This window comes from Streptococcus sp. KHUD_016 (genome assembly GCF_051106465.1).
GTDB lineage: Bacteria > Bacillota > Bacilli > Lactobacillales > Streptococcaceae > Streptococcus.
The window spans coordinates 1,495,154-1,513,620 of record NZ_CP193663.1 but is presented as its reverse complement, the minus strand read 5'-3'; the positions used below and the strand labels follow the sequence as shown (position 1 = coordinate 1,513,620).

General features: G+C 42.9%; 18 protein-coding genes, 2 pseudogenes and 2 other annotated features. Of the genes and pseudogenes, 16 read left to right on the top strand and 4 right to left on the bottom strand.

What is annotated here, in order from left to right:
• The first annotated feature begins 12 nt into the window (after positions 1-12).
• The 12 genes from ACORHV_RS07135 to trpA all read left to right on the top strand — a co-directional run bounded on the left by ACORHV_RS07135 (position 13) and on the right by trpA (position 14,102).
• Positions 13-1,758, top strand: a complete 1,746-nt coding sequence (locus tag ACORHV_RS07135; protein ID WP_434397946.1) for an ABC transporter ATP-binding protein — start codon at positions 13-15, stop codon at positions 1,756-1,758.
• A complete protein-coding gene (locus ACORHV_RS07130; RefSeq protein ID WP_180833476.1) occupies positions 1,748-3,490 on the top strand; it encodes an ABC transporter ATP-binding protein in 1,743 nt (580 codons plus the stop codon). Before ACORHV_RS07135 ends, ACORHV_RS07130 begins: the two co-directional genes overlap by 11 nt.
• Before the next feature lie 183 nt (positions 3,491-3,673).
• Complete coding sequence (locus tag ACORHV_RS07125; protein ID WP_000922231.1) at positions 3,674-4,366, top strand: sugar transferase; 693 nt, start codon at positions 3,674-3,676, stop codon at positions 4,364-4,366.
• 42 nt (positions 4,367-4,408) lie between these two features.
• Positions 4,409-5,635, top strand: coding sequence for a DegT/DnrJ/EryC1/StrS family aminotransferase (locus tag ACORHV_RS07120; protein ID WP_434397943.1), 1,227 nt, complete (start codon positions 4,409-4,411; stop codon positions 5,633-5,635).
• Positions 5,636-5,677: 42 nt separating this feature from the next.
• Positions 5,678-5,903: a binding site (T-box leader), on the top strand.
• 161 nt (positions 5,904-6,064) lie between these two features.
• The gene (trpB, locus tag ACORHV_RS07115) at positions 6,065-7,243 is read left to right on the top strand and encodes a tryptophan synthase subunit beta (protein ID WP_261039297.1); all 1,179 of its coding nucleotides are present in this window, start codon (positions 6,065-6,067) and stop codon (positions 7,241-7,243) included.
• Positions 7,240-7,465 (top strand) — a binding site (T-box leader). Its footprint overlaps the gene before it by 4 nt.
• Before the next feature lie 377 nt (positions 7,466-7,842).
• Positions 7,843-9,204 (top strand): anthranilate synthase component I, encoded by a 1,362-nt coding sequence (gene trpE, locus ACORHV_RS07110; protein WP_000439662.1) that lies wholly within the window; start codon positions 7,843-7,845, stop codon positions 9,202-9,204.
• Positions 9,201-9,767, top strand: a complete 567-nt coding sequence (locus ACORHV_RS07105) for an aminodeoxychorismate/anthranilate synthase component II (RefSeq protein WP_000601924.1) — start codon at positions 9,201-9,203, stop codon at positions 9,765-9,767. The genes trpE and ACORHV_RS07105 overlap by 4 nt, the downstream gene beginning before the upstream one ends.
• 10 nt (positions 9,768-9,777) lie before the next feature.
• A complete protein-coding gene (trpD, locus tag ACORHV_RS07100) occupies positions 9,778-10,782 on the top strand; it encodes an anthranilate phosphoribosyltransferase (protein ID WP_000658672.1) in 1,005 nt (334 codons plus the stop codon).
• On the top strand, positions 10,779-11,546 hold the full coding sequence (trpC, locus tag ACORHV_RS07095; protein ID WP_000076527.1) for an indole-3-glycerol phosphate synthase TrpC: 768 nt from the start codon (positions 10,779-10,781) through the stop codon (positions 11,544-11,546). The genes trpD and trpC overlap by 4 nt, the downstream gene beginning before the upstream one ends.
• Positions 11,533-12,132 carry a phosphoribosylanthranilate isomerase gene (locus tag ACORHV_RS07090; protein ID WP_000169870.1) on the top strand — a complete coding sequence of 200 codons (600 nt, stop codon included), beginning with the start codon at positions 11,533-11,535 and terminating at the stop codon, positions 12,130-12,132. The genes trpC and ACORHV_RS07090 overlap by 14 nt, the downstream gene beginning before the upstream one ends.
• Entirely contained in the window at positions 12,110-13,333 is a 1,224-nt protein-coding gene (gene trpB / locus ACORHV_RS07085) for a tryptophan synthase subunit beta (protein WP_434397939.1), read from the top strand. The genes ACORHV_RS07090 and trpB (ACORHV_RS07085) overlap by 23 nt, the downstream gene beginning before the upstream one ends.
• Positions 13,326-14,102, top strand: coding sequence for a tryptophan synthase subunit alpha (gene trpA, locus ACORHV_RS07080; protein WP_000047739.1), 777 nt, complete (start codon positions 13,326-13,328; stop codon positions 14,100-14,102). Before trpB (ACORHV_RS07085) ends, trpA begins: the two co-directional genes overlap by 8 nt.
• Here the strand turns inward: trpA and ACORHV_RS07075 are convergent.
• Positions 14,074-14,160 (bottom strand): annotated as a pseudogene (locus ACORHV_RS07075) (prepilin peptidase); the annotation flags it as partial. The gene trpA and the pseudogene ACORHV_RS07075 overlap by 29 nt on opposite strands.
• Positions 14,161-14,191: 31 nt before the next feature.
• Positions 14,192-15,091: a helix-turn-helix transcriptional regulator gene (locus tag ACORHV_RS07070; protein WP_000687276.1), complete on the bottom strand. Its 900-nt coding sequence runs from the start codon at positions 15,089-15,091 to the stop codon at positions 14,192-14,194.
• Between the two features lie 78 nt (positions 15,092-15,169).
• Between ACORHV_RS07070 and ACORHV_RS07065 the strand changes: the two genes are divergently transcribed.
• The gene (locus tag ACORHV_RS07065) at positions 15,170-15,625 is read left to right on the top strand and encodes an effector binding domain-containing protein (RefSeq protein WP_000682685.1); all 456 of its coding nucleotides are present in this window, start codon (positions 15,170-15,172) and stop codon (positions 15,623-15,625) included.
• Here the strand turns inward: ACORHV_RS07065 and ACORHV_RS07060 are convergent.
• Complete coding sequence (locus ACORHV_RS07060; RefSeq protein WP_434397936.1) at positions 15,614-16,276, bottom strand: prepilin peptidase; 663 nt, start codon at positions 16,274-16,276, stop codon at positions 15,614-15,616. The two genes, ACORHV_RS07065 and ACORHV_RS07060, sit on opposite strands and share 12 nt — an antisense overlap.
• Before the next feature lie 69 nt (positions 16,277-16,345).
• Between ACORHV_RS07060 and ACORHV_RS07055 the strand changes: the two genes are divergently transcribed.
• The 3 genes and pseudogenes from ACORHV_RS07055 to ACORHV_RS07045 all read left to right on the top strand — a co-directional run bounded on the left by ACORHV_RS07055 (position 16,346) and on the right by ACORHV_RS07045 (position 18,020).
• A complete protein-coding gene (locus ACORHV_RS07055) occupies positions 16,346-16,801 on the top strand; it encodes a GNAT family N-acetyltransferase (protein WP_434397934.1) in 456 nt (151 codons plus the stop codon).
• Between the two features lie 103 nt (positions 16,802-16,904).
• Positions 16,905-17,429 (top strand): thiol-disulfide isomerase, encoded by a 525-nt coding sequence (locus ACORHV_RS07050; RefSeq protein ID WP_434397932.1) that lies wholly within the window; start codon positions 16,905-16,907, stop codon positions 17,427-17,429.
• Between the two features lie 69 nt (positions 17,430-17,498).
• Positions 17,499-18,020: pseudogene (locus ACORHV_RS07045) on the top strand (hypothetical protein).
• A 217-nt stretch (positions 18,021-18,237) separates the two neighbouring features.
• Here ACORHV_RS07045 and ACORHV_RS07040 read toward each other — a convergent pair.
• On the bottom strand, positions 18,238-18,441 hold the full coding sequence (locus ACORHV_RS07040; RefSeq protein ID WP_000102421.1) for a CsbD family protein: 204 nt from the start codon (positions 18,439-18,441) through the stop codon (positions 18,238-18,240).
• Between the last annotated feature and the right edge of the window lie 26 nt (positions 18,442-18,467).

Below are 18,467 nucleotides of genomic sequence, written 5' to 3'. Positions count from 1 at the left end.
GAAAGGGATTTTATGTCCATTATTCAAAAACTCTGGTGGTTTTTCAAATTAGAAAAGCGCCGTTATCTAGTCGGAATTGTGGCCCTGGTCTTGGTTTCCGTCCTTAATCTTATTCCCCCCATGGTTATGGGGCGGGTGATTGACGCCATCACTGGGGGACAATTAAGCCAGCAGAACCTGCTTTTGAACCTCCTTTATCTGCTTCTTGCAGCTTTGGGTATGTACTATCTACGCTATGTTTGGCGCATGTATATCCTTGGCACCTCCTACCGTCTGGGGCAGATTATGCGATCTCGCTTGTTTGAGCATTTCACAAAAATGTCGCCAGCCTTTTATCAGACCTATCGGACGGGGGATCTGATGGCACATGCCACCAATGATATCAACGCCTTAACCCGTTTAGCAGGTGGTGGTGTTATGTCTGCGGTGGATGCTTCCATCACGGCACTGGTGACTTTGCTGACCATGCTTTTTAGCATCTCATGGCAGATGACCTTGGTTGCCATTCTGCCCCTGCCTTTCATGGCTTATGCGACCAGTCGTCTAGGGAGAAAGACCCACAAGGCTTTTGGCGAATCACAGGCTGCTTTCTCTGAACTCAATAACAAGGTGCAGGAGTCTGTATCAGGTATTAAAGTGACCAAGTCTTTCGGTTATCAGGCGGATGAGCTTGAGTCCTTTCAAGCAGTCAATGAATTGACCTTCCAAAAGAATCTCCAAACCATGAAATACGATAGTCTCTTTGACCCCATGGTTCTCTTGTTTGTTGGCTCGTCCTATGTCTTAACTCTTTTGGTCGGCTCTTTGATGGTTCAGAAAGGGCAAATCACCGTTGGGAATCTGGTTACCTTTATCAGCTACTTAGATATGTTGGTTTGGCCTCTTATGGCCATTGGCTTTCTCTTTAATATTACTCAGCGAGGGAAGGTTTCTTACCAACGGATTGAGGATCTTTTGTCTCAGGAATCACCTGTAAAAGACCCTGAGTTTCCTTTAGATGGTATTGAAAAAGGGCGCTTGGAGTATGCCATTGACAGCTTTGCCTTTGAAAATGAGGAGACACTGACGGATATTCACTTTAGTTTAGAAAAAGGGCAAACTCTGGGCTTGGTTGGACAGACAGGCTCTGGGAAAACGTCCTTGATTAAGCTCCTCTTGCGTGAATACGATGTGGATAAGGGAGCTATTTATCTAAACGGTCACGATATTCGGGATTATCGTCTGACAGACCTTCGCAGTCTTATGGGATATGTCCCTCAGGACCAGTTCCTCTTTGCGACCTCTATCTTAGACAATATCCGCTTCGGCAATCCTAATTTGCCCCTTTCAGCGGTCGAGGAAGCGACTAAACTAGCTCAAGTTTACCAAGATATTGTAGACATGCCTCAGGGATTTGATACAGTTATCGGTGAAAAAGGGGTCAGTCTATCTGGTGGGCAAAAGCAGCGTCTGGCAATGAGTCGGGCTATGATTCTAGACCCTGATATCTTGATTCTAGATGATTCCTTATCAGCCGTGGATGCTAAGACGGAGTATGCGATTATTGACAATCTCAAGGAGACGCGGAAGGATAAGACAACCATTATCACAGCCCATCGCCTCAGTGCAGTTGTCCATGCAGATTTGATTTTAGTCCTGCAAAATGGCCGAATTATCGAACGGGGCACGCACGATGACTTGCTAGCTTTAGATGGCTGGTATGCCCAAACCTACCAGTCTCAGCAGTTGGAAATGAAAGGAGAAGAAGATGCAGAATAAACAAGAACAATGGACTGTATTGAAGCGCTTGATGTCCTATCTCAAGCCTTATGGACTCCTGACCTTTTTGGCACTCAGTTTTCTCCTCGCGACGACGGTCATTAAAAGTGTCATTCCCCTTGTGGCCTCCCACTTTATCGACCAGTATCTCAGCAATCTTAACCAAATTGCTGTGGCCGTTTTGCTGGTCTACTATGGTCTTTATCTCCTACAAACTCTGGTCCAGTATGTCGGAAATCTTCTCTTTGCGCGGGTGTCTTATAGTATTGTAAGAGATATTCGTCGGGATGCCTTTGCCAATATGGAGAAACTTGGCATGTCTTATTTTGACAAGACGCCAGCAGGCTCCATCGTTTCTCGTTTGACCAATGATACCGAGACCATCAGTGATATGTTTTCAGGGATTTTATCCAGCTTTATTTCAGCAGTTTTCATCTTTCTGACAACCCTTTATACCATGTTGGTTCTGGATTTTCGTTTGACAGCTTTAGTCCTGCTCTTTCTTCCCTTGATTTTCCTTTTGGTCAATCTCTATCGGAAAAAGTCAGTGAAAATCATCGAAAAAACCAGAAGTCTCTTGTCAGATATCAATAGTAAGTTGGCAGAGAATATCGAGGGAATCAGGATTATCCAGGCCTTTAATCAAGAGAAGCGCCTGCAGGCAGAATTTGATGAAATCAACCAAGAACACTTGGCCTATGCCAACCGTTCTGTAGCCTTGGATGCCCTCTTCTTGCGCCCTGCCATGAGTTTGCTGAAACTGCTAGGATATGCCGTTTTGATGGCTTACTTTGGTTACCGTGGTCTTTCTATCGGGATAACGGCCGGAACCATGTATGCCTTCATCCAGTATATCAACCGCCTTTTTGATCCCTTGATTGAGGTGACGCAAAACTTTTCAACCCTTCAAACGTCCATGGTGTCTGCAGGCCGTGTCTTTGCCTTGATTGACGAAACGACCTATGAGCCTCTTCAAGAAGATGGACCAGCCAAAGTCCAAGAAGGCAATATCCGTTTTGAACATGTGTGTTTCTCATATGATGGCAAACATCCGATTCTGGATGATATTTCCTTTTCAGTTAACAAGGGCGAAACCATTGCCTTTGTAGGTCATACAGGTTCGGGGAAATCTTCGATTATCAATGTCCTCATGCGTTTTTATGAATTTCAGTCAGGCCACGTTCTCTTGGATGATGTGGATATCAGGAACTACAGTCAGGAAGAGCTGAGAAAAAACATCGGTTTGGTCTTACAGGATCCCTTCCTCTATCACGGGACTATCAAGTCCAATATCGCCATGTACCAAGATCTTAGTGATGATCAGGTCCAGGCTGCAGCTGCCTTTGTCGATGCAGATTCCTTTATTCAGGACCTTCCGCAGGGTTATGATGCACCTGTTTCTGAGCGTGGTTCGAGCTTTTCTACTGGCCAACGCCAGCTTCTTGCCTTTGCTAGAACTGTCGCCAGTCAGCCTAAAATCCTGATTTTGGATGAAGCGACAGCCAATATTGACTCTGAAACAGAAAGTTTGGTTCAAGATTCCCTAGCTAAGATGAGACAGGGTCGGACGACCATTGCTATTGCTCATCGCCTTTCGACCATCCAAGACGCCAACTGCATCTACGTCTTGGACAAGGGGCGTATCATCGAGAGTGGAACCCATGAGGAACTCTTGGCCTTGGGAGGAACCTATCACAAAATGTATAGCTTGCAGGCTGGGGCCATGTCCTAATACTCTTTGAAAATCTCTTCAAACCATGTCAGCTTTATCTGCAACCTCAAAGCTGTACTTTGATTTTCATTGAGCACCAGAAGGAAATTCTTCAAATCACAGATTTCTTGCACCGCCTTTTCCATTTTGTGGTATAATGAAAAATGTTGACAAATAGTATAATAAAAACAAAGGAGAAACAGCATGCTGAAATGGGAAGACCTACCCGTGGAAATGCAATCAAGCGAGGTTAAGTCTTACTACCAGCTTGTCTCTAAAAGGAAAGGTTCGCTGGTTTTCAAGCGTTGCCTGGACTGGGTTCTGGCCCTGTTTTTGCTACTTTTGACCTCTCCCGTCTTTCTTGTCTTGAGCATTTGGATCAAGTTGGATAGCAAGGGACCTGTCATTTACAAGCAAGAGCGCGTGACCCAGTATAATCGTCGGTTCAAGATTTGGAAGTTCCGTACTATGGTAACGGATGCGGATAAAAAAGGAAGTCTGGTGACTTCTGCTAACGATAGTCGCATTACCAAGGTTGGAAATTTCATCCGCCGTGTGCGTTTGGACGAACTACCTCAGCTGGTCAATGTCCTTAAAGGCGAAATGTCCTTTGTAGGGACCCGTCCTGAAGTGCCACGTTACACAGAGCAGTATAGTCCTGAAATGATGGCGACCTTGCTCTTGCCAGCAGGAATCACCTCTCCAGCCAGTATCAACTACAAGGATGAGGACACCATCATCAGTCAGATGACAGAGAAAGGTCTGTCGGTTGACCAGGCCTATGTCGAACATGTCCTTCCTGAAAAGATGCGCTATAATCTCGCCTATCTCCGAGAGTTTAGTTTCCTTGGAGACATCAAAATCATGTTTCAAACCGTGTTTGAAGTACTAAAATAAAGTAGTCATGAGAAAATGAGTACAGATAAAAGGAGCAAATCAATGCCAAATTACAATATTCCATTTTCACCTCCCGATATTACCGAAGCTGAAATTGCTGAAGTAGCGGATACCCTTCGTTCTGGTTGGATCACAACAGGTCCGAAGACAAAAGAACTGGAGCGCCGCTTGTCTCAATACACACAGACACCTAAGACTGTCTGCCTCAACTCTGCGACAGCCGCTCTTGAGTTGATTTTGCGTGTTTTGGAAGTGGGACCTGGGGATGAAGTCATCGTTCCAGCTATGACTTATACAGCTTCATGTAGTGTTATCACACACGTAGGAGCGACACCTGTCATGGTGGATATTCAAGCAGATACGTTTGAGATGGACTATGACTTGCTTGAGCAAGCCATCACTGAAAAGACTAAGGTGATTATTCCGGTTGAGCTTGCAGGGATTGTTTGCGACTATGATCGTTTGCTCCAAGTGGTGGAGAAGAAACGGGACCTCTTTACAGCTGCTAGCAAGTGGCAAAAAGCCTTTAACCGTATCGTAATTGTCTCTGATAGTGCCCATGCTTTGGGATCTACTTACAAAGGACAACCAGCTGGTTCTATCGCTGACTTCACTTCCTTCTCTTTCCATGCTGTTAAGAACTTTACAACAGCTGAGGGAGGAAGTGCGACTTGGAAAGCCAATCCAGCGATTGACGACGAAGAAATGTACAAGGAATTCCAAATCCTTTCCCTTCATGGTCAAACCAAAGATGCTCTTGCCAAGATGCAACTGGGCTCATGGGAATACGATATCGTAACCCCTGCCTACAAGTGCAACATGACAGATATTATGGCTTCCCTTGGTCTAGTACAATTGGATCGTTACCCAAGTTTGCTACAACGTCGTAAGGAAATCGTGGACCGTTATGATCGTGGTTTTGCGGGTACTCGTATTCACCCACTGGCACACAAGACTGATAGTGTCGAATCTTCACGCCACCTCTATATCACCCATGTAGAAGGAGCAAGTTTAGAAGAACGCAACCTCATCATCCAAGAATTGGCCAAAGCTGGAATTGCAAGTAACGTTCACTACAAACCGCTTCCACTCTTGACAGCCTATAAGAATCTTGGTTTTGATATGGCAGATTATCCAAGAGCCTATGCCTTCTTTGAAAATGAAATTACGCTTCCTCTTCATACAAAATTAAGCGATGAAGAAGTTGATTACATCGTTCAGACTTTAGTGAGAATTTCTGAAGAAATCCTCGGTTCTGGAAAAAAATAATAAAAAATCTTGACAAAAAGCGGACAATAGCATATAATATTCTCAACAAATCAGAAAAGTAACTATTTTTGATCTTCAGGGAGCCTGTGGTGATTGTGAACAGGTGGTTGGAAGTAGTGAAAGTGGGCTGATTTTAAAAATGAATTTGAAACAATGAAAATTCGGTGCGCACACCTTACAGTGCAACTTGTTGTTAGACAAGGCAGAGATGTAAAGGGGAATAGTCCCTTTATAATTGAGGTGGCACCGCGTTACCAACGCCCTCACACGGAAGTAGATTCTGTGTGTGGGCTTTTTTCTTTCGGTCATTTTGTTTATCTTTTATTAGGGCGTTAAGTCGCTTTGATGAACTTGAGTTCTATCTGCAGCTCCTTGCCTACTACTAAAAGCAAACAAAAAGCCGAATTAATATGGAAAGAGGAAAAATTTATGACAACTAAAGGTTATTTTGGACAATTTGGTGGTAGTTTTGTACCGGAGCCGATTCAGGCTTTGTTGGATGAGTTGGAAATGACATTTGACAAATACAAGGATGATCCAGAGTTTTTGGCAGAATTTCGCCATTACTTGAAGGATTATTCAGGTCGTGAAACACCGCTTTATTTTGCGGAAAGTTTGACAGATCACTTAGGTGGCGCTAAGATTTATCTCAAGCGCGAAGATCTTAACCACCTTGGTTCTCACAAGCTCAACAATGTTTTAGGACAAATTCTTCTTGCCAAACGTATGGGCAAAAAACGAGTGATCGCAGAAACAGGAGCTGGTCAGCACGGTGTTGCGACAGCAGCAGCTGCAGCTAAGTTTGGTATGGCCTGTGATGTCTACATGGGGGCAGAAGATGTGGAGCGTCAACGACTCAATGTCTTCCGTATGGAGATGATGGGAGCGACTGTTCACGCAGTTGAAACGGGGACACGAACTCTTAAGGATGCGGTTGATGCAGCCTTTGGAGCATGGATGAATGACCTTGAAGCCTTCTACGTTTTGGGATCTGCTGTAGGACCTCATCCTTATCCTACAATTGTTCATGAATTCCAAAAGGTCATCAGTGAAGAATCTCGTCGTCAAATCTTAGAAAAAGAAGGCCGTTTACCAGACTACGTCATTGCCTGTGTAGGTGGTGGTTCTAATGCTATCGGTGCTTTTTCACAGTATGTGGCTGATGAAGAAGTCAAATTGGTAGGAGTAGAAGCTGCCGGTCACGGACTGGATACAGACAAGCACGCAGCTACTATGACAAAAGGTAGTATCGGAATTGTCGACGGTATGAAGACCTATGCAGTCTTTAAGGAAGATGGAGAGCTGGCCCCAGTTTACTCTATCTCAGCTGGTTTGGACTATCCAGGGGTTGGCCCAGAACACGCCTACTTTAAAGATTCAGGTCGCGTGGAATATGTGGCAGCGACAGACGAAGAAGCTGTTCAAGCCTTGCTCCTTCTTAGTAAGACAGAAGGGATTATCCCAGCGATTGAAAGTTCGCACGCCATCGCAGAAGCGGTTAAACGTGCACCGAAACTAAGTAAAGATGACATTATCATCATCAATGTCTCTGGTCGTGGAGACAAGGACGTAGCTGCGATTGCAGACTACCTAGAAGCTAAGAAATAAGAGATGGAAAAATTACAGTACTTTCTTTCCCAGAGAGCTTGTGGTTGCTGGAAACAAGCAGAGAAAGCTGTAAGGTTGGGTCCATCTGAAACGAGAGAAGAAAACATAATTCTCAAGGGAGTGCCCTTTATCGCACAGCCTGTTACAGGAAAGTTCTGAGACAGGAATGAGAGATAGGAGAAATCCTATAATTGAGGTGGCACCGCGAATTTCGTCCTCACGCAAGTTATTTTGCGTGGGGATTTTTATATATTTATCGTAGATATGGTCATCAGTTTTAAATTATGCTTCATCAATAGATAGATTTCTATAAAATATTTGCAAACGAAGTGAGCATTGAAACGCTATTTCCCGCCATAGTGGTATTCTAGAGAAGCAAAGATGCTTCTCTAGAACGGAATTTTTGAGAGTAAAATAGTTCGGGGAACTATTTTAGCTTGAGCCTAGAAATGAATGAGCGAGGAGCTCGAAAATTAGGTCTTTCATTTTATGGTTTTCTAAAATCATCCACTGGATAATTTTACCTCCCGTCCGCACTATTTAAGGGAAATAGAAAAAAGACAAAAAATTAAAAATAAGAAACTGAAAGGGAAATTACAATGGAACGAATCATTCATGGAGATGTCTTATCACCAATCTTGGCTTATATGCGCCTAAAGGGGCAACACAAGGTTATCCTAGAGAGCATTCCGAGAGACAAGGAAACCGCTCGTTTTTCTATCCTAGCCTATAATCCAGTTTTTGAGATTCAGTTTGAAAATGGGGTCCTCTATCAAAATGGGCAAGTGATTGATCGGGATCCCTTGGATTTCCTTTATGAAGTGACTCATAAGAGCCAACACCATTCAGATCTCCCTTTTGGTGGGGGAGCTATTGGCTTTGTCGGTTACGATATGATTTCTCTTTATGAAGAAATTGGCCAAATCCCTGAGGATACCATTGGAACGCCAGACATGCATTTCTTTGTCTATGAGAGTTATATGGTCTTTGACCACAAGAAAGAAAAAATTCATGTCATAGAGGATGCTCTTTATAGCGATCGCAGTCAAGAAGATTTGGAAAAAGCCTTGAACCAAGTGCTTGAGGAATTACGCATTCCTGCTCCAAATGAATTTGAAGATTTGGATCTATCTCCGTTGAACTTCAAACCGCATATCGCTCCTCAGAAGTTTGAGGAAATGGTGGAAACTTCTCGTGACTTGATTCGTAATGGTGATATGTTCCAATGCGTGCTCAGCCAGCGTTTCTCAGCAGAAGTTACTGGAAATCCATTTGACTTCTACAGAAATCTCCGCGTGACCAATCCATCTAATTACCTCTATTTCTATGATTTTGGGGATTATCAAATCATCGGTGCTAGTCCTGAAAGTTTGGTTTCTGTCAAAAATGGCATTGTGACAACTAATCCGATTGCGGGAACGCGACCAAGAGGAGCTACGGATGAAGAGGATAAGGCCTTGGCGACAGACCTGCTTTCTGATGAGAAGGAAACAGCAGAACATCGGATGTTAGTAGATTTGGGACGCAATGATATTGGTCGCATCTCTGAAACGGCCAGTGTTCAAGTCACCAAGTATATGGAAGTGGAGCTCTTCCGCTATGTCATGCATTTGACCAGCGTGGTCAAGGGACGTTTGCTTCCAGGCCTCACTGCCATGGATGCCTTGAAAGCTACACTTCCAGCTGGAACAGTGTCAGGAGCACCAAAGATTCGGGCCATGAGACGGATCTATGAACTGGAAACGGAAAAACGAGGCCTATACGCAGGAGCAATCGGCTACTTGTCTGCGACGGGTGATATGGATTTAGCCATTGCCATCCGAACTATGATTCTCAAAGATCAAACAGCCTATGTGCAGGCTGGGGCAGGGATTGTCTATGACTCCATCTCCCAAAACGAATACCAAGAAACCATTAACAAGGCTAAATCTATGACTAGAATTGGAGAACTAAGACCATGATTTTATTGATTGACAACTATGATTCTTTTACCTATAACTTGGCGCAGTACATTGGGAATTTTGCAGAAGTGCAGGTCTTGAGAAATGATGATTCCAAGCTGTATGAAGAAGCTGAAAAAGCAGATGGTCTGGTCTTTTCTCCCGGTCCTGGTTGGCCAGTGGATGCCGGAAAGATGGAAGACATGATCCGTGACTTTGCTGGCAAGAAGCCGATTCTTGGGATTTGTTTGGGCCACCAAGCCATCGCAGAAGTCTTTGGTGGAAAGCTAGGTTTGGCTCCCAAGGTCATGCATGGGAAACAGAGCCATATCAGCTTTGAAGCGCCATCTGTTCTCTATCAAGGCATTGAGGATGGTCGTCCAGTCATGCGTTATCACAGTATTTTGATTGAAGAAATGCCAGAAGGCTTTGAAGTGACAGCTCGTTCGACTGATGATCAAGCTATTATGGGAATTCAACACAAAAGCCTGCCGATTTATGGTTTCCAGTACCATCCAGAAAGTATCGGAACGCCAGATGGCTTGTCTTCTATTCGGAATTTTATCGAGAAGGTTGTAAAGTGAGGAAACTAGGATGAAAGAGATTATTGAAAAACTAGCAAAATTTGAACATTTATCAGGTGTGGAAATGACGGACGTCATTGAGCGTATCGTAACTGGGCGTGTAACCGAAGCGCAGATTGCTTCTCTCCTTTTAGCTCTTAAGATGAAGGGGGAAACACCGGAAGAGCGCACAGCCATTGCACAAGTCATGAGAGGGCATGCCCAACACATTCCAACTGAGATACATGATGCAATGGACAACTGTGGTACAGGTGGGGACAAGTCTTTCAGCTTTAACATTTCAACAACTGCGGCCTTTGTCTTGGCTGGTGGTGGCATTCACATGGCTAAGCACGGTAACCGTTCGATTTCTTCTAAATCGGGTTCGGCAGATGTCCTTCAAGCATTGGGCATCAATCTTGACCTCAAACCAGCTGAACTAGGTAAGGTTTTTGATAAAACTGGCATCGTCTTTCTCTTTGCTAAAAATATGCACCCAGCTATGAAATACATCATGCCAGCTCGTTTAGAACTAGGAATTCCAACGATCATGAACTTGACTGGTCCACTGATTCACCCAATGGCCTTGGAAACACAGTTGCTTGGTATTAGTCGTCCAGAACTTCTAGAAAGCACTGCTCAGGTTTTGAAAAATATGGGTCGTAAACGTGCCATCGTGGTTGCTGGACCAGAAGGCTTGGATGAAGCTGGTTTGAATGGAGCTACCAGCATTGCCCTTCTTGAGAATGGCAAAATCACCTTGTCAAGCTTTACTCCAGAAGATTTGGGGATGGAACGCTACGCTATCGAAGATATCCGTGGTGGCAATGCTCAGGAAAATGCAGAAATTTTGCTCAGCGTTCTTCAAAACGAACCAAGTCCATTCTTGGAAACGACAGTTTTAAATGCTGGTCTTGGTTTCTATGCCAATGGTAAGGTAGCTAGTATCAAGGAAGGAGTTGCCTTGGCTCGTCAAGTAATTGCTAGTGGCAAGGCCCTTGAAAAGCTCAGACTGTTACAGGAGTACCAAAAATGAGTCAGGAATTTTTAGCACGAATTTTGGAGCAGAAGGCGCGTGAGGTCGAGCAGATGGAGCTGGAGGAAGTCCATCCCTTGCGCCAGACCTATCGCTTGGCAGCATTTTTGAAGAATCACCAGGACCGTTTGCAGGTAATCGCTGAAGTCAAGAAAGCTAGCCCTAGTCTGGGAGATATCAATCTCGATGTGGATATTGTGCAACAGGCCCAGACTTATGAAGCGAACGGCGCAGTGATGATTTCGGTTTTGACAGATGAAGTTTTCTTTAAAGGGCATTTGGATTATTTACGTGAGATCTCCAGTCAGGTAAACATTCCAACGCTCAACAAGGACTTTATCATCGATGAAAAGCAAATCATCCGAGCTCGGAATGCAGGGGCGACAGTTATCTTGCTCATCGTCGCTGCCTTGTCAGAAGAACGCCTCAAGGAACTGTATGACTACGCGACAGAGCTTGGTCTGGAAGTCTTGGTGGAGACTCACAATCTAGCTGAACTAGAGGTAGCCCACAGACTTGGTGCCCAGATTATTGGGGTTAACAACCGCAACTTGACCACCTTTGAAGTCGACTTGCAGACCAGTGTAGACTTGGCCCAGCACTTTAAGGAAGATCGTTATTACATTTCTGAATCTGCTATTTTCACAGGGCAGGATGCGGAACGCGTTGCACCATACTTTAACGGAATTTTGGTGGGAACAGCTCTCATGCAGGCAGAAGATGTAGCCCAGAGAATCAAGGAGTTGCAGATTGACAAAGGTTAAGATTTGTGGATTGTCGAACAAAGAAGCGGTAGAGACAGTCGTATCAGCAGGGGCAGACTATATCGGTTTTGTCTTTGCACCTAGTAAAAGACAGGTGACCTTGGAAGAGGCTGCAGAGCTGGCAAAGCTCATTCCTGTTAACGTTAAAAAGGTTGGTGTATTTGTTTCACCAAGTCGGGCAGAATTACTAGAAGCGATTGACAAAGTTGGCTTGGACTTGATTCAAGTTCATGGTCAGGTAGCGGATGATTTGTTTGAGGATTTATCTTGTGCCAGTATTCAGGCTGTGCAGGTGGATGGAAATGGTCATGTGCCTAATTCTCAGGCGGATTATCTCCTCTTTGATGCCCCTGTGGCTGGGAGTGGTAAGACCTTTGACTGGGGTCAACTGGATACGTCTGGACTAGCCCAGCCATTTTTCATCGCAGGTGGGCTTAATGAAGACAATGTAGCAAAAGCAATTCAACACTTTACTCCCTATGCAGTAGATGTATCGAGTGGAGTGGAGACAGATGGACAGAAAGATCATGAAAAGATTAGAAGATTTATAGAGAGGGTAAAGCATGGCATATCAAGAACCAAATAAAGATGGATTTTACGGAAAATTCGGCGGACGTTTCGTCCCAGAAACATTGATGACAGCAGTTTTGGAGTTGGAAAAAGCCTACCGTGAAAGTCAGGCAGACCCAAGTTTCCAAGAGGAATTAAACCAGCTCTTACGCCAGTATGTAGGACGTGAAACTCCCCTTTACTACGCAAAAAACTTGACCCAGCATATCGGAGGAGCCAAGATTTACCTCAAACGGGAAGACCTCAACCATACAGGGGCTCACAAGATTAATAATGCCTTGGGACAGGTTCTTCTGGCTAAACGCATGGGTAAAAAGAAAATTATCGCTGAAACTGGTGCTGGTCAGCACGGTGTGGCAACTGCAACAGCTGCAGCCCTCTTTAACATGGAATGTACCATCTACATGGGTGAGGAAGATGTTAAACGCCAAGCCCTTAATGTCTTCCGTATGGAGCTTTTGGGAGCCAAGGTTGAGGCTGTGACTGATGGTTCGCGCGTGCTCAAGGATGCGGTCAATGCAGCCCTTCGTTCATGGGTAGCTAATATCGATGATACCCACTATATTCTTGGTTCTGCCTTGGGGCCTCATCCATTCCCAGAAATTGTTCGTGATTTCCAAAGTGTCATTGGTCGAGAAGCTAAACAACAGTATCGCGATATGACAGGTCAAGATCTGCCAGATGCCCTAGTAGCCTGTGTTGGTGGTGGTTCTAATGCTATCGGTCTCTTCCATCCCTTTGTAGAAGATGAGTCTGTAGCCATGTATGGGGCTGAAGCAGCAGGACTTGGTGTGGATACAGAGCACCACGCAGCTACCTTGACCAAGGGCCGTCCAGGTGTTCTTCACGGTTCCCTCATGGATGTGCTCCAAGATGCCCATGGTCAAATTCTTGAAGCCTTCTCTATCTCAGCAGGTTTGGACTATCCTGGTATCGGTCCAGAACATTCACACTACCACGATATTAAACGTGCCAGCTATGTTCCTGTGACAGACGAAGAAGCCTTGGAAGGATTCCAACTCTTGTCTCGTGTGGAAGGAATTATCCCAGCCTTGGAATCTAGCCATGCCATTGCCTTTGCAGTGAAATTAGCCAAAGACCTCGGACCAGACAAGTCTATGATTGTCTGCCTATCTGGACGAGGGGACAAGGATGTGGTTCAAGTCAAAGACCGCTTGGAAGCAGATGCAGCAAAGAAGGGAGAAGCCCATGTCTAAGACACTAACAGAAAAATTGAACGCTATCAAAGCAGCAGGAAAAGGAATTTTCGTTCCCTATATCATGGCTGGGGACCATGAGAAAGGATTAGATGGTCTTGGTGAAACAATCCACTTTTTAGAAGATTTGGGTGTTTCTGCTATTGAAGTGGGTATTCCCTTTTCAGACCCTGTTGCAGATGGACCTGTAATCGAAGAAGCAGGCTTGCGCAGTCTAGCTCATGGAACTTCTACCCAGGCTTTGGTTGAAACCTTGAAAACCATTCAAACAGAAGTTCCGCTTGTCATCATGACCTACTTCAACCCCCTCTTTCAGTACGGTGTGGAGAAATTTGTCAAAGATCTGGCAGATACAGCAGTTAAGGGCTTGATTATCCCAGACCTGCCTCATGAGCATGCCAACTTTGTAGAGCCCTTTTTGGCAGACACAGATATCGCCTTGATTCCCCTAGTTAGTTTGACCACAGGACTCGAGCGCCAAAAAGAGTTAATCCAGGGAGCTGAGGGATTTGTCTATGCCGTTGCCATCAATGGGGTAACAGGGAAATCAGGAAATTACCGTGCAGACTTGGACAAGCACCTGGCACAATTGCATCAAGTAGCTGACATCCCAGTCTTGACAGGATTTGGTGTGTCTAGTCAAGAAGACGTAGAACGCTTCAATGCGGTATCAGATGGCGTTATCGTCGGTTCGAAAATTGTAAAAGCTCTCCACCAAGGAGAGCCGATTGAGGACTTTATCAAACAAGCAGTAGCTTACCAAAAATAATCACACAAGCAGCAAGTAAGAGGAAAGGCACGAAAGGAAGTCTTTCCTTTTTCTTTTGAGGGTATAAGTTCATGAATGACAGTTGAATATTAGTTTGGGTATTGCTTATGAATGGTATCTATATAGTTGGTGAAATGTTTCAGGAAATGCTTAGGAGATATAACAGTGATGTATTTTCCAAAAGCAAGCAAGGTATTGTATCCCCAATCATTGTCGTATAACGGATAAGTAATCTCGTAAATATCGCTATTAATAGGTTTTATGGCATTATAGCCTAAGAGTTCCACAAATCGATCAAGAACAATTTTCTGGACATGCAGGATGACAGGTACTTTGTTTTCATTCATCCAAGCACCACCATCATAGGGAAGTGGTGTAAAATGTCTTTTTGAAAAAGTATCGGAGAGAGTAAGTTCACTAATTCTAGCAACTTTAAAAACAGAAAAACGCGCTTTATCAGTATCGTAGGCATCCATATACCAACTCCGGTCCTTATAGACAATACGGTAAGGCTCACAATTTTTTTGACTCACCAGTCCTTGTGAATTAATATAGGAAAATTTTATTTTTACTCTACCTCTGATAGCTTCCAATAACTTAAAAATCAAAGTTCGTATTTCCAAGTTCCCTTGAGATAGAGATAAATCAATTTCGAAATCAGAGTATGTATTGGTAGCATTTAATTTCAATATAGCATTGAAAGTAGAGGCATCTTCCAATACTTGATAACGGCTTTTTAAACCAGATTCGATCGAAAGCTGTTCGGATTGGGTCAGGGGAGGTTTGTCAGTTTGGAAGTCTTCCATAAGAAAAATGCCTCCATTTTTTCCTTTCATTACATAGAGAGGAATGCCTGCAAGAGATAAATCATCAATATCTCTCATAATAGTTCGTGTGCTGACTTTAAAAAGTTCTGATAATTCTTTAGCTGTTGTTTTTCGTTTATTTACTAAATGAGAAATAATCCCCATTTGACGGTCGATTTTCATAATTCTCTCCTTAAATATGACAGATAGTTGTCATATTACTTTTGTTATGATTATACCATAAAGAAAGGAGTTCATATAATGAAACATCAAACTAAACCATCGTTTACCTTAGTTGGCAAGAGTATTTTGATAGAAGGAACTACAGTTCATGAACATCACTATTCTAAAGAGAAAACGGCATTCTATACTCAGTTATTTAAAGAAGGAATGCTAGGAAAATTGATGACCCATTCCATAGATAAAAGAGGCTATGCTTTGATAGTTCCTCATAAAGATGGTATACAATACTACGCAGGAGTTGCGGCAAATAATGCTGTGGCAGGTTACGAAAGCATTCTTGTCCCAGAGAAAGATTATTTAGTAAGCTCAGCCAGTGGTGATAAATCAAGACTCTTGTTTGATAAATTGGAGGATAACTTTTTTGAGGGAGAATATAGCTCGCTTTACAATGATGGAATTATCTTAGAAATACTTTTAAACGGTAATCCCATGGATGCAGAAGTTGAGCTTTGGGTTCCCAATTCAACAAACTAATAAGAACTGATAGAAAATTATTATAGTCGCAGCAAGTAAGAGGAAAGGCACAAAAGGAAGTCTTTCCTTTTTCTTTTGCGAGAGAAAGACTAAAATTCCTGCCGCAGAAGCAAACTGAATCAAGATGAGTAATTCTGTCACACTAAAAACGAGAGCACAAGAAGCCAGAAAGAGAAAATCCCCTGCGCCTATTCGGATATCGATAAAATGAGCCATGATTCCAAGTATAAGGAAGAAGACCATAACCAGATTCCAACTACAGAAAGCCATGAGGATTAGGTGGAAAGTCATCCAGACTAGTAAGGGATATTCCTGATGGCGAAAGTCGTAGATGCCCAAGGTCAAACCAGCAGTGATGAGGATGACTTGACCCAAGGAAATCCAGCCCCAAGACCAAGCTAGAAAGACAAGCCCTAAGCATAGTTCAAAGAGGGCATACCAGAAAGGATAGTGTGCCTTGCAGTAGCGACAGCGAAAGCGATTGAAGACCTGCGAAAGGATAGGAATCAAATCTAAGGGTCGCAAGCGAGTCTGACAGGAATCGCAGTGACTAGCTGGTCGGATAATGGATTGCTCAGGAAAACGGTCAATGACCAAACCCAAGAAAGAAGCGAGAATGCTCCCGACAAGAAAAAAATAAAGATCAATCATACTTATCTATTCGTAAAAAATAGGAGAAGTAGTATAATGGAGAAACATAGATAAGATGGTGAGGTCAAGATGATGATTCGTTTTGAAGAAAATGTGAGCACAGAAAATGCTCAGCACGTATGCCAATGGTCCAACTCCCTTGGCAAATCCTTTCAAGAACAATGGATGGGAACAATGATTCCTTTTCCCTTGACAATTCAAGTCTTACAAGATTTGGAAGGAATCTTTTCAATCTTTGATGGACAAGAGTTTGTGGGGCTTATCCAGAAAATCAGGCTAGAAGACAGGAATCTTCATATCGGGAGATTTTTTATCAACCCCCAGAAACAGGGGCAAGGCTTAGGTAGCCAGGCTTTAAGAAAATTTGTTAGTTTGGCCTTTGAAAATGAAGACATAGACACTATTTCTCTAAATGTCTACGAGGCAAATCAAACAGCTTACAAGCTTTACCAAAAAGAAGGATTTGAAATCGTTCGAATGGTTGAAGTACCTATACGAAAATACATCATGAAAAAGGGCAGATAACAGTCACGGGGGATTAGAGTCCCAAGGATTTTCAAGGATAAGGAAGTTATCTTTCAAAGTTAGAAACAAGACTTCTATGATTTCTAAGATAGAGGAGATAAACATGTCGAGACCTAGAAAAATACGAATCTTGCTCGCTTCTGTACTTGCCTTAGTTGTTGGTATCACTCTTTATTTTCAGTATCAAAGCCACCAAGAACGCTTCCAATTAAAGACCTCCTTTGAAGAAAAGGACACTATAGCCGTCTTAAAACATTTAACGGCGTCAGGGAAATATGCGTCTGACATGCGAAAAGCAGGCTATATTGTTCCTCCCGACGGTGCCATTCGCTTGGATGGAGGAATTGACTCCATAGGGATAAAAGGAGACATTGATTTGAAAATGTTGAATCCTGGCAGGGATGAAGTCTCGGTTTTATTTGAAACAATGGTAAATGAGGAAAAAATAAATGCCTACTATATTTTAGATCATCAATTAACCATAAAACGTAGTTACTATTCTCATATCAGTAATCAAAATAAAGAAAGTGTGACGATATATCAAGCCGAAGAAGAACGCTTATTAAAGATTATTCGAAAAGAGTTGAAAGATTTTCTAGATAAGATGTATCAGACTTTGTATGGTTGATGTTACTAGTGAGAAATGGATGCGAGACTCTGTTCAGGATGTCAACGATGATGAAAAAAGGGGAAAAGAATGTTTACAGAATTGCTCTTTATCGTCTCTTTACTGTTACTTTTACGTTTGTTTAAAAGTAGGCGCTCACGAATGATTATAGGAGTGTTGTATAGTTTGCTGCTAGTTTGGTTTGTCTTTTCCGTTTTGAACTATGGCAAATACACTCTTCAACCAGGTCAATCCGTCAACTTAAGAGTAAATCCCAGAACACAAGATTTGGAATACTATTCAATCTTCATCTTGCAGAAAAACGATTCAAGCAGAATAAAATTAACTGGCTCAACTGTTTGGAGTGAAAGAAATGGTGATGTATATTATGGAGTAGAGGAACAAAAAATTATAAAAAGCCATGGTTTCGACGAGGAGGATTAAGAACTTCCAAACAAGCAAGCAGATATTTATTTAGAAAAAGATGGAGTTGTTGTGAGTTACCAAGGTGAAAAAGTGTTTGATGCCACCAATAACAAGCCCTACACGATAACCATTACCAATGTAGACAACCAACCAGCCCAATTTGAGGCTCAGGTGGTGGATAAATAAGCCAGTCTAGTAGTGTACAAGCTTTTAAATTTTCTTTCTTTAAAAGGCAGATATTATTTTAAGTAAGCAAAAAAGCTCTGAAACCATAGCCTTTTCTGTTAAGAATCTCTTTTAACGAAAAATGGGAAGCGTGTTTAGAATCCGATCTACAAAAAAAGAGGACATTTACGGTCCTCTTTTTGACTACTATAATGAAAAGGTCAATTAACGTTTAGCCTTATTTTTCATCTTTGTGAAGCATGTTTTTAACACCTTCAATAGCGCCTTCGACAGCGTCTTTTGCATCTTCAGCAACTTCTTTTACTTTAGAAACAACTTTTTCAGCTGTTCCTTCTTTTTCCATTTTTTCATCGCCGATCATTTTGCCGACACCTTCTTTAATGGAACCTTTTGCTTGGTTTAATTTTTCTTCTGTTGACATGATTCTGCCTCCTTTAAATTGATTAA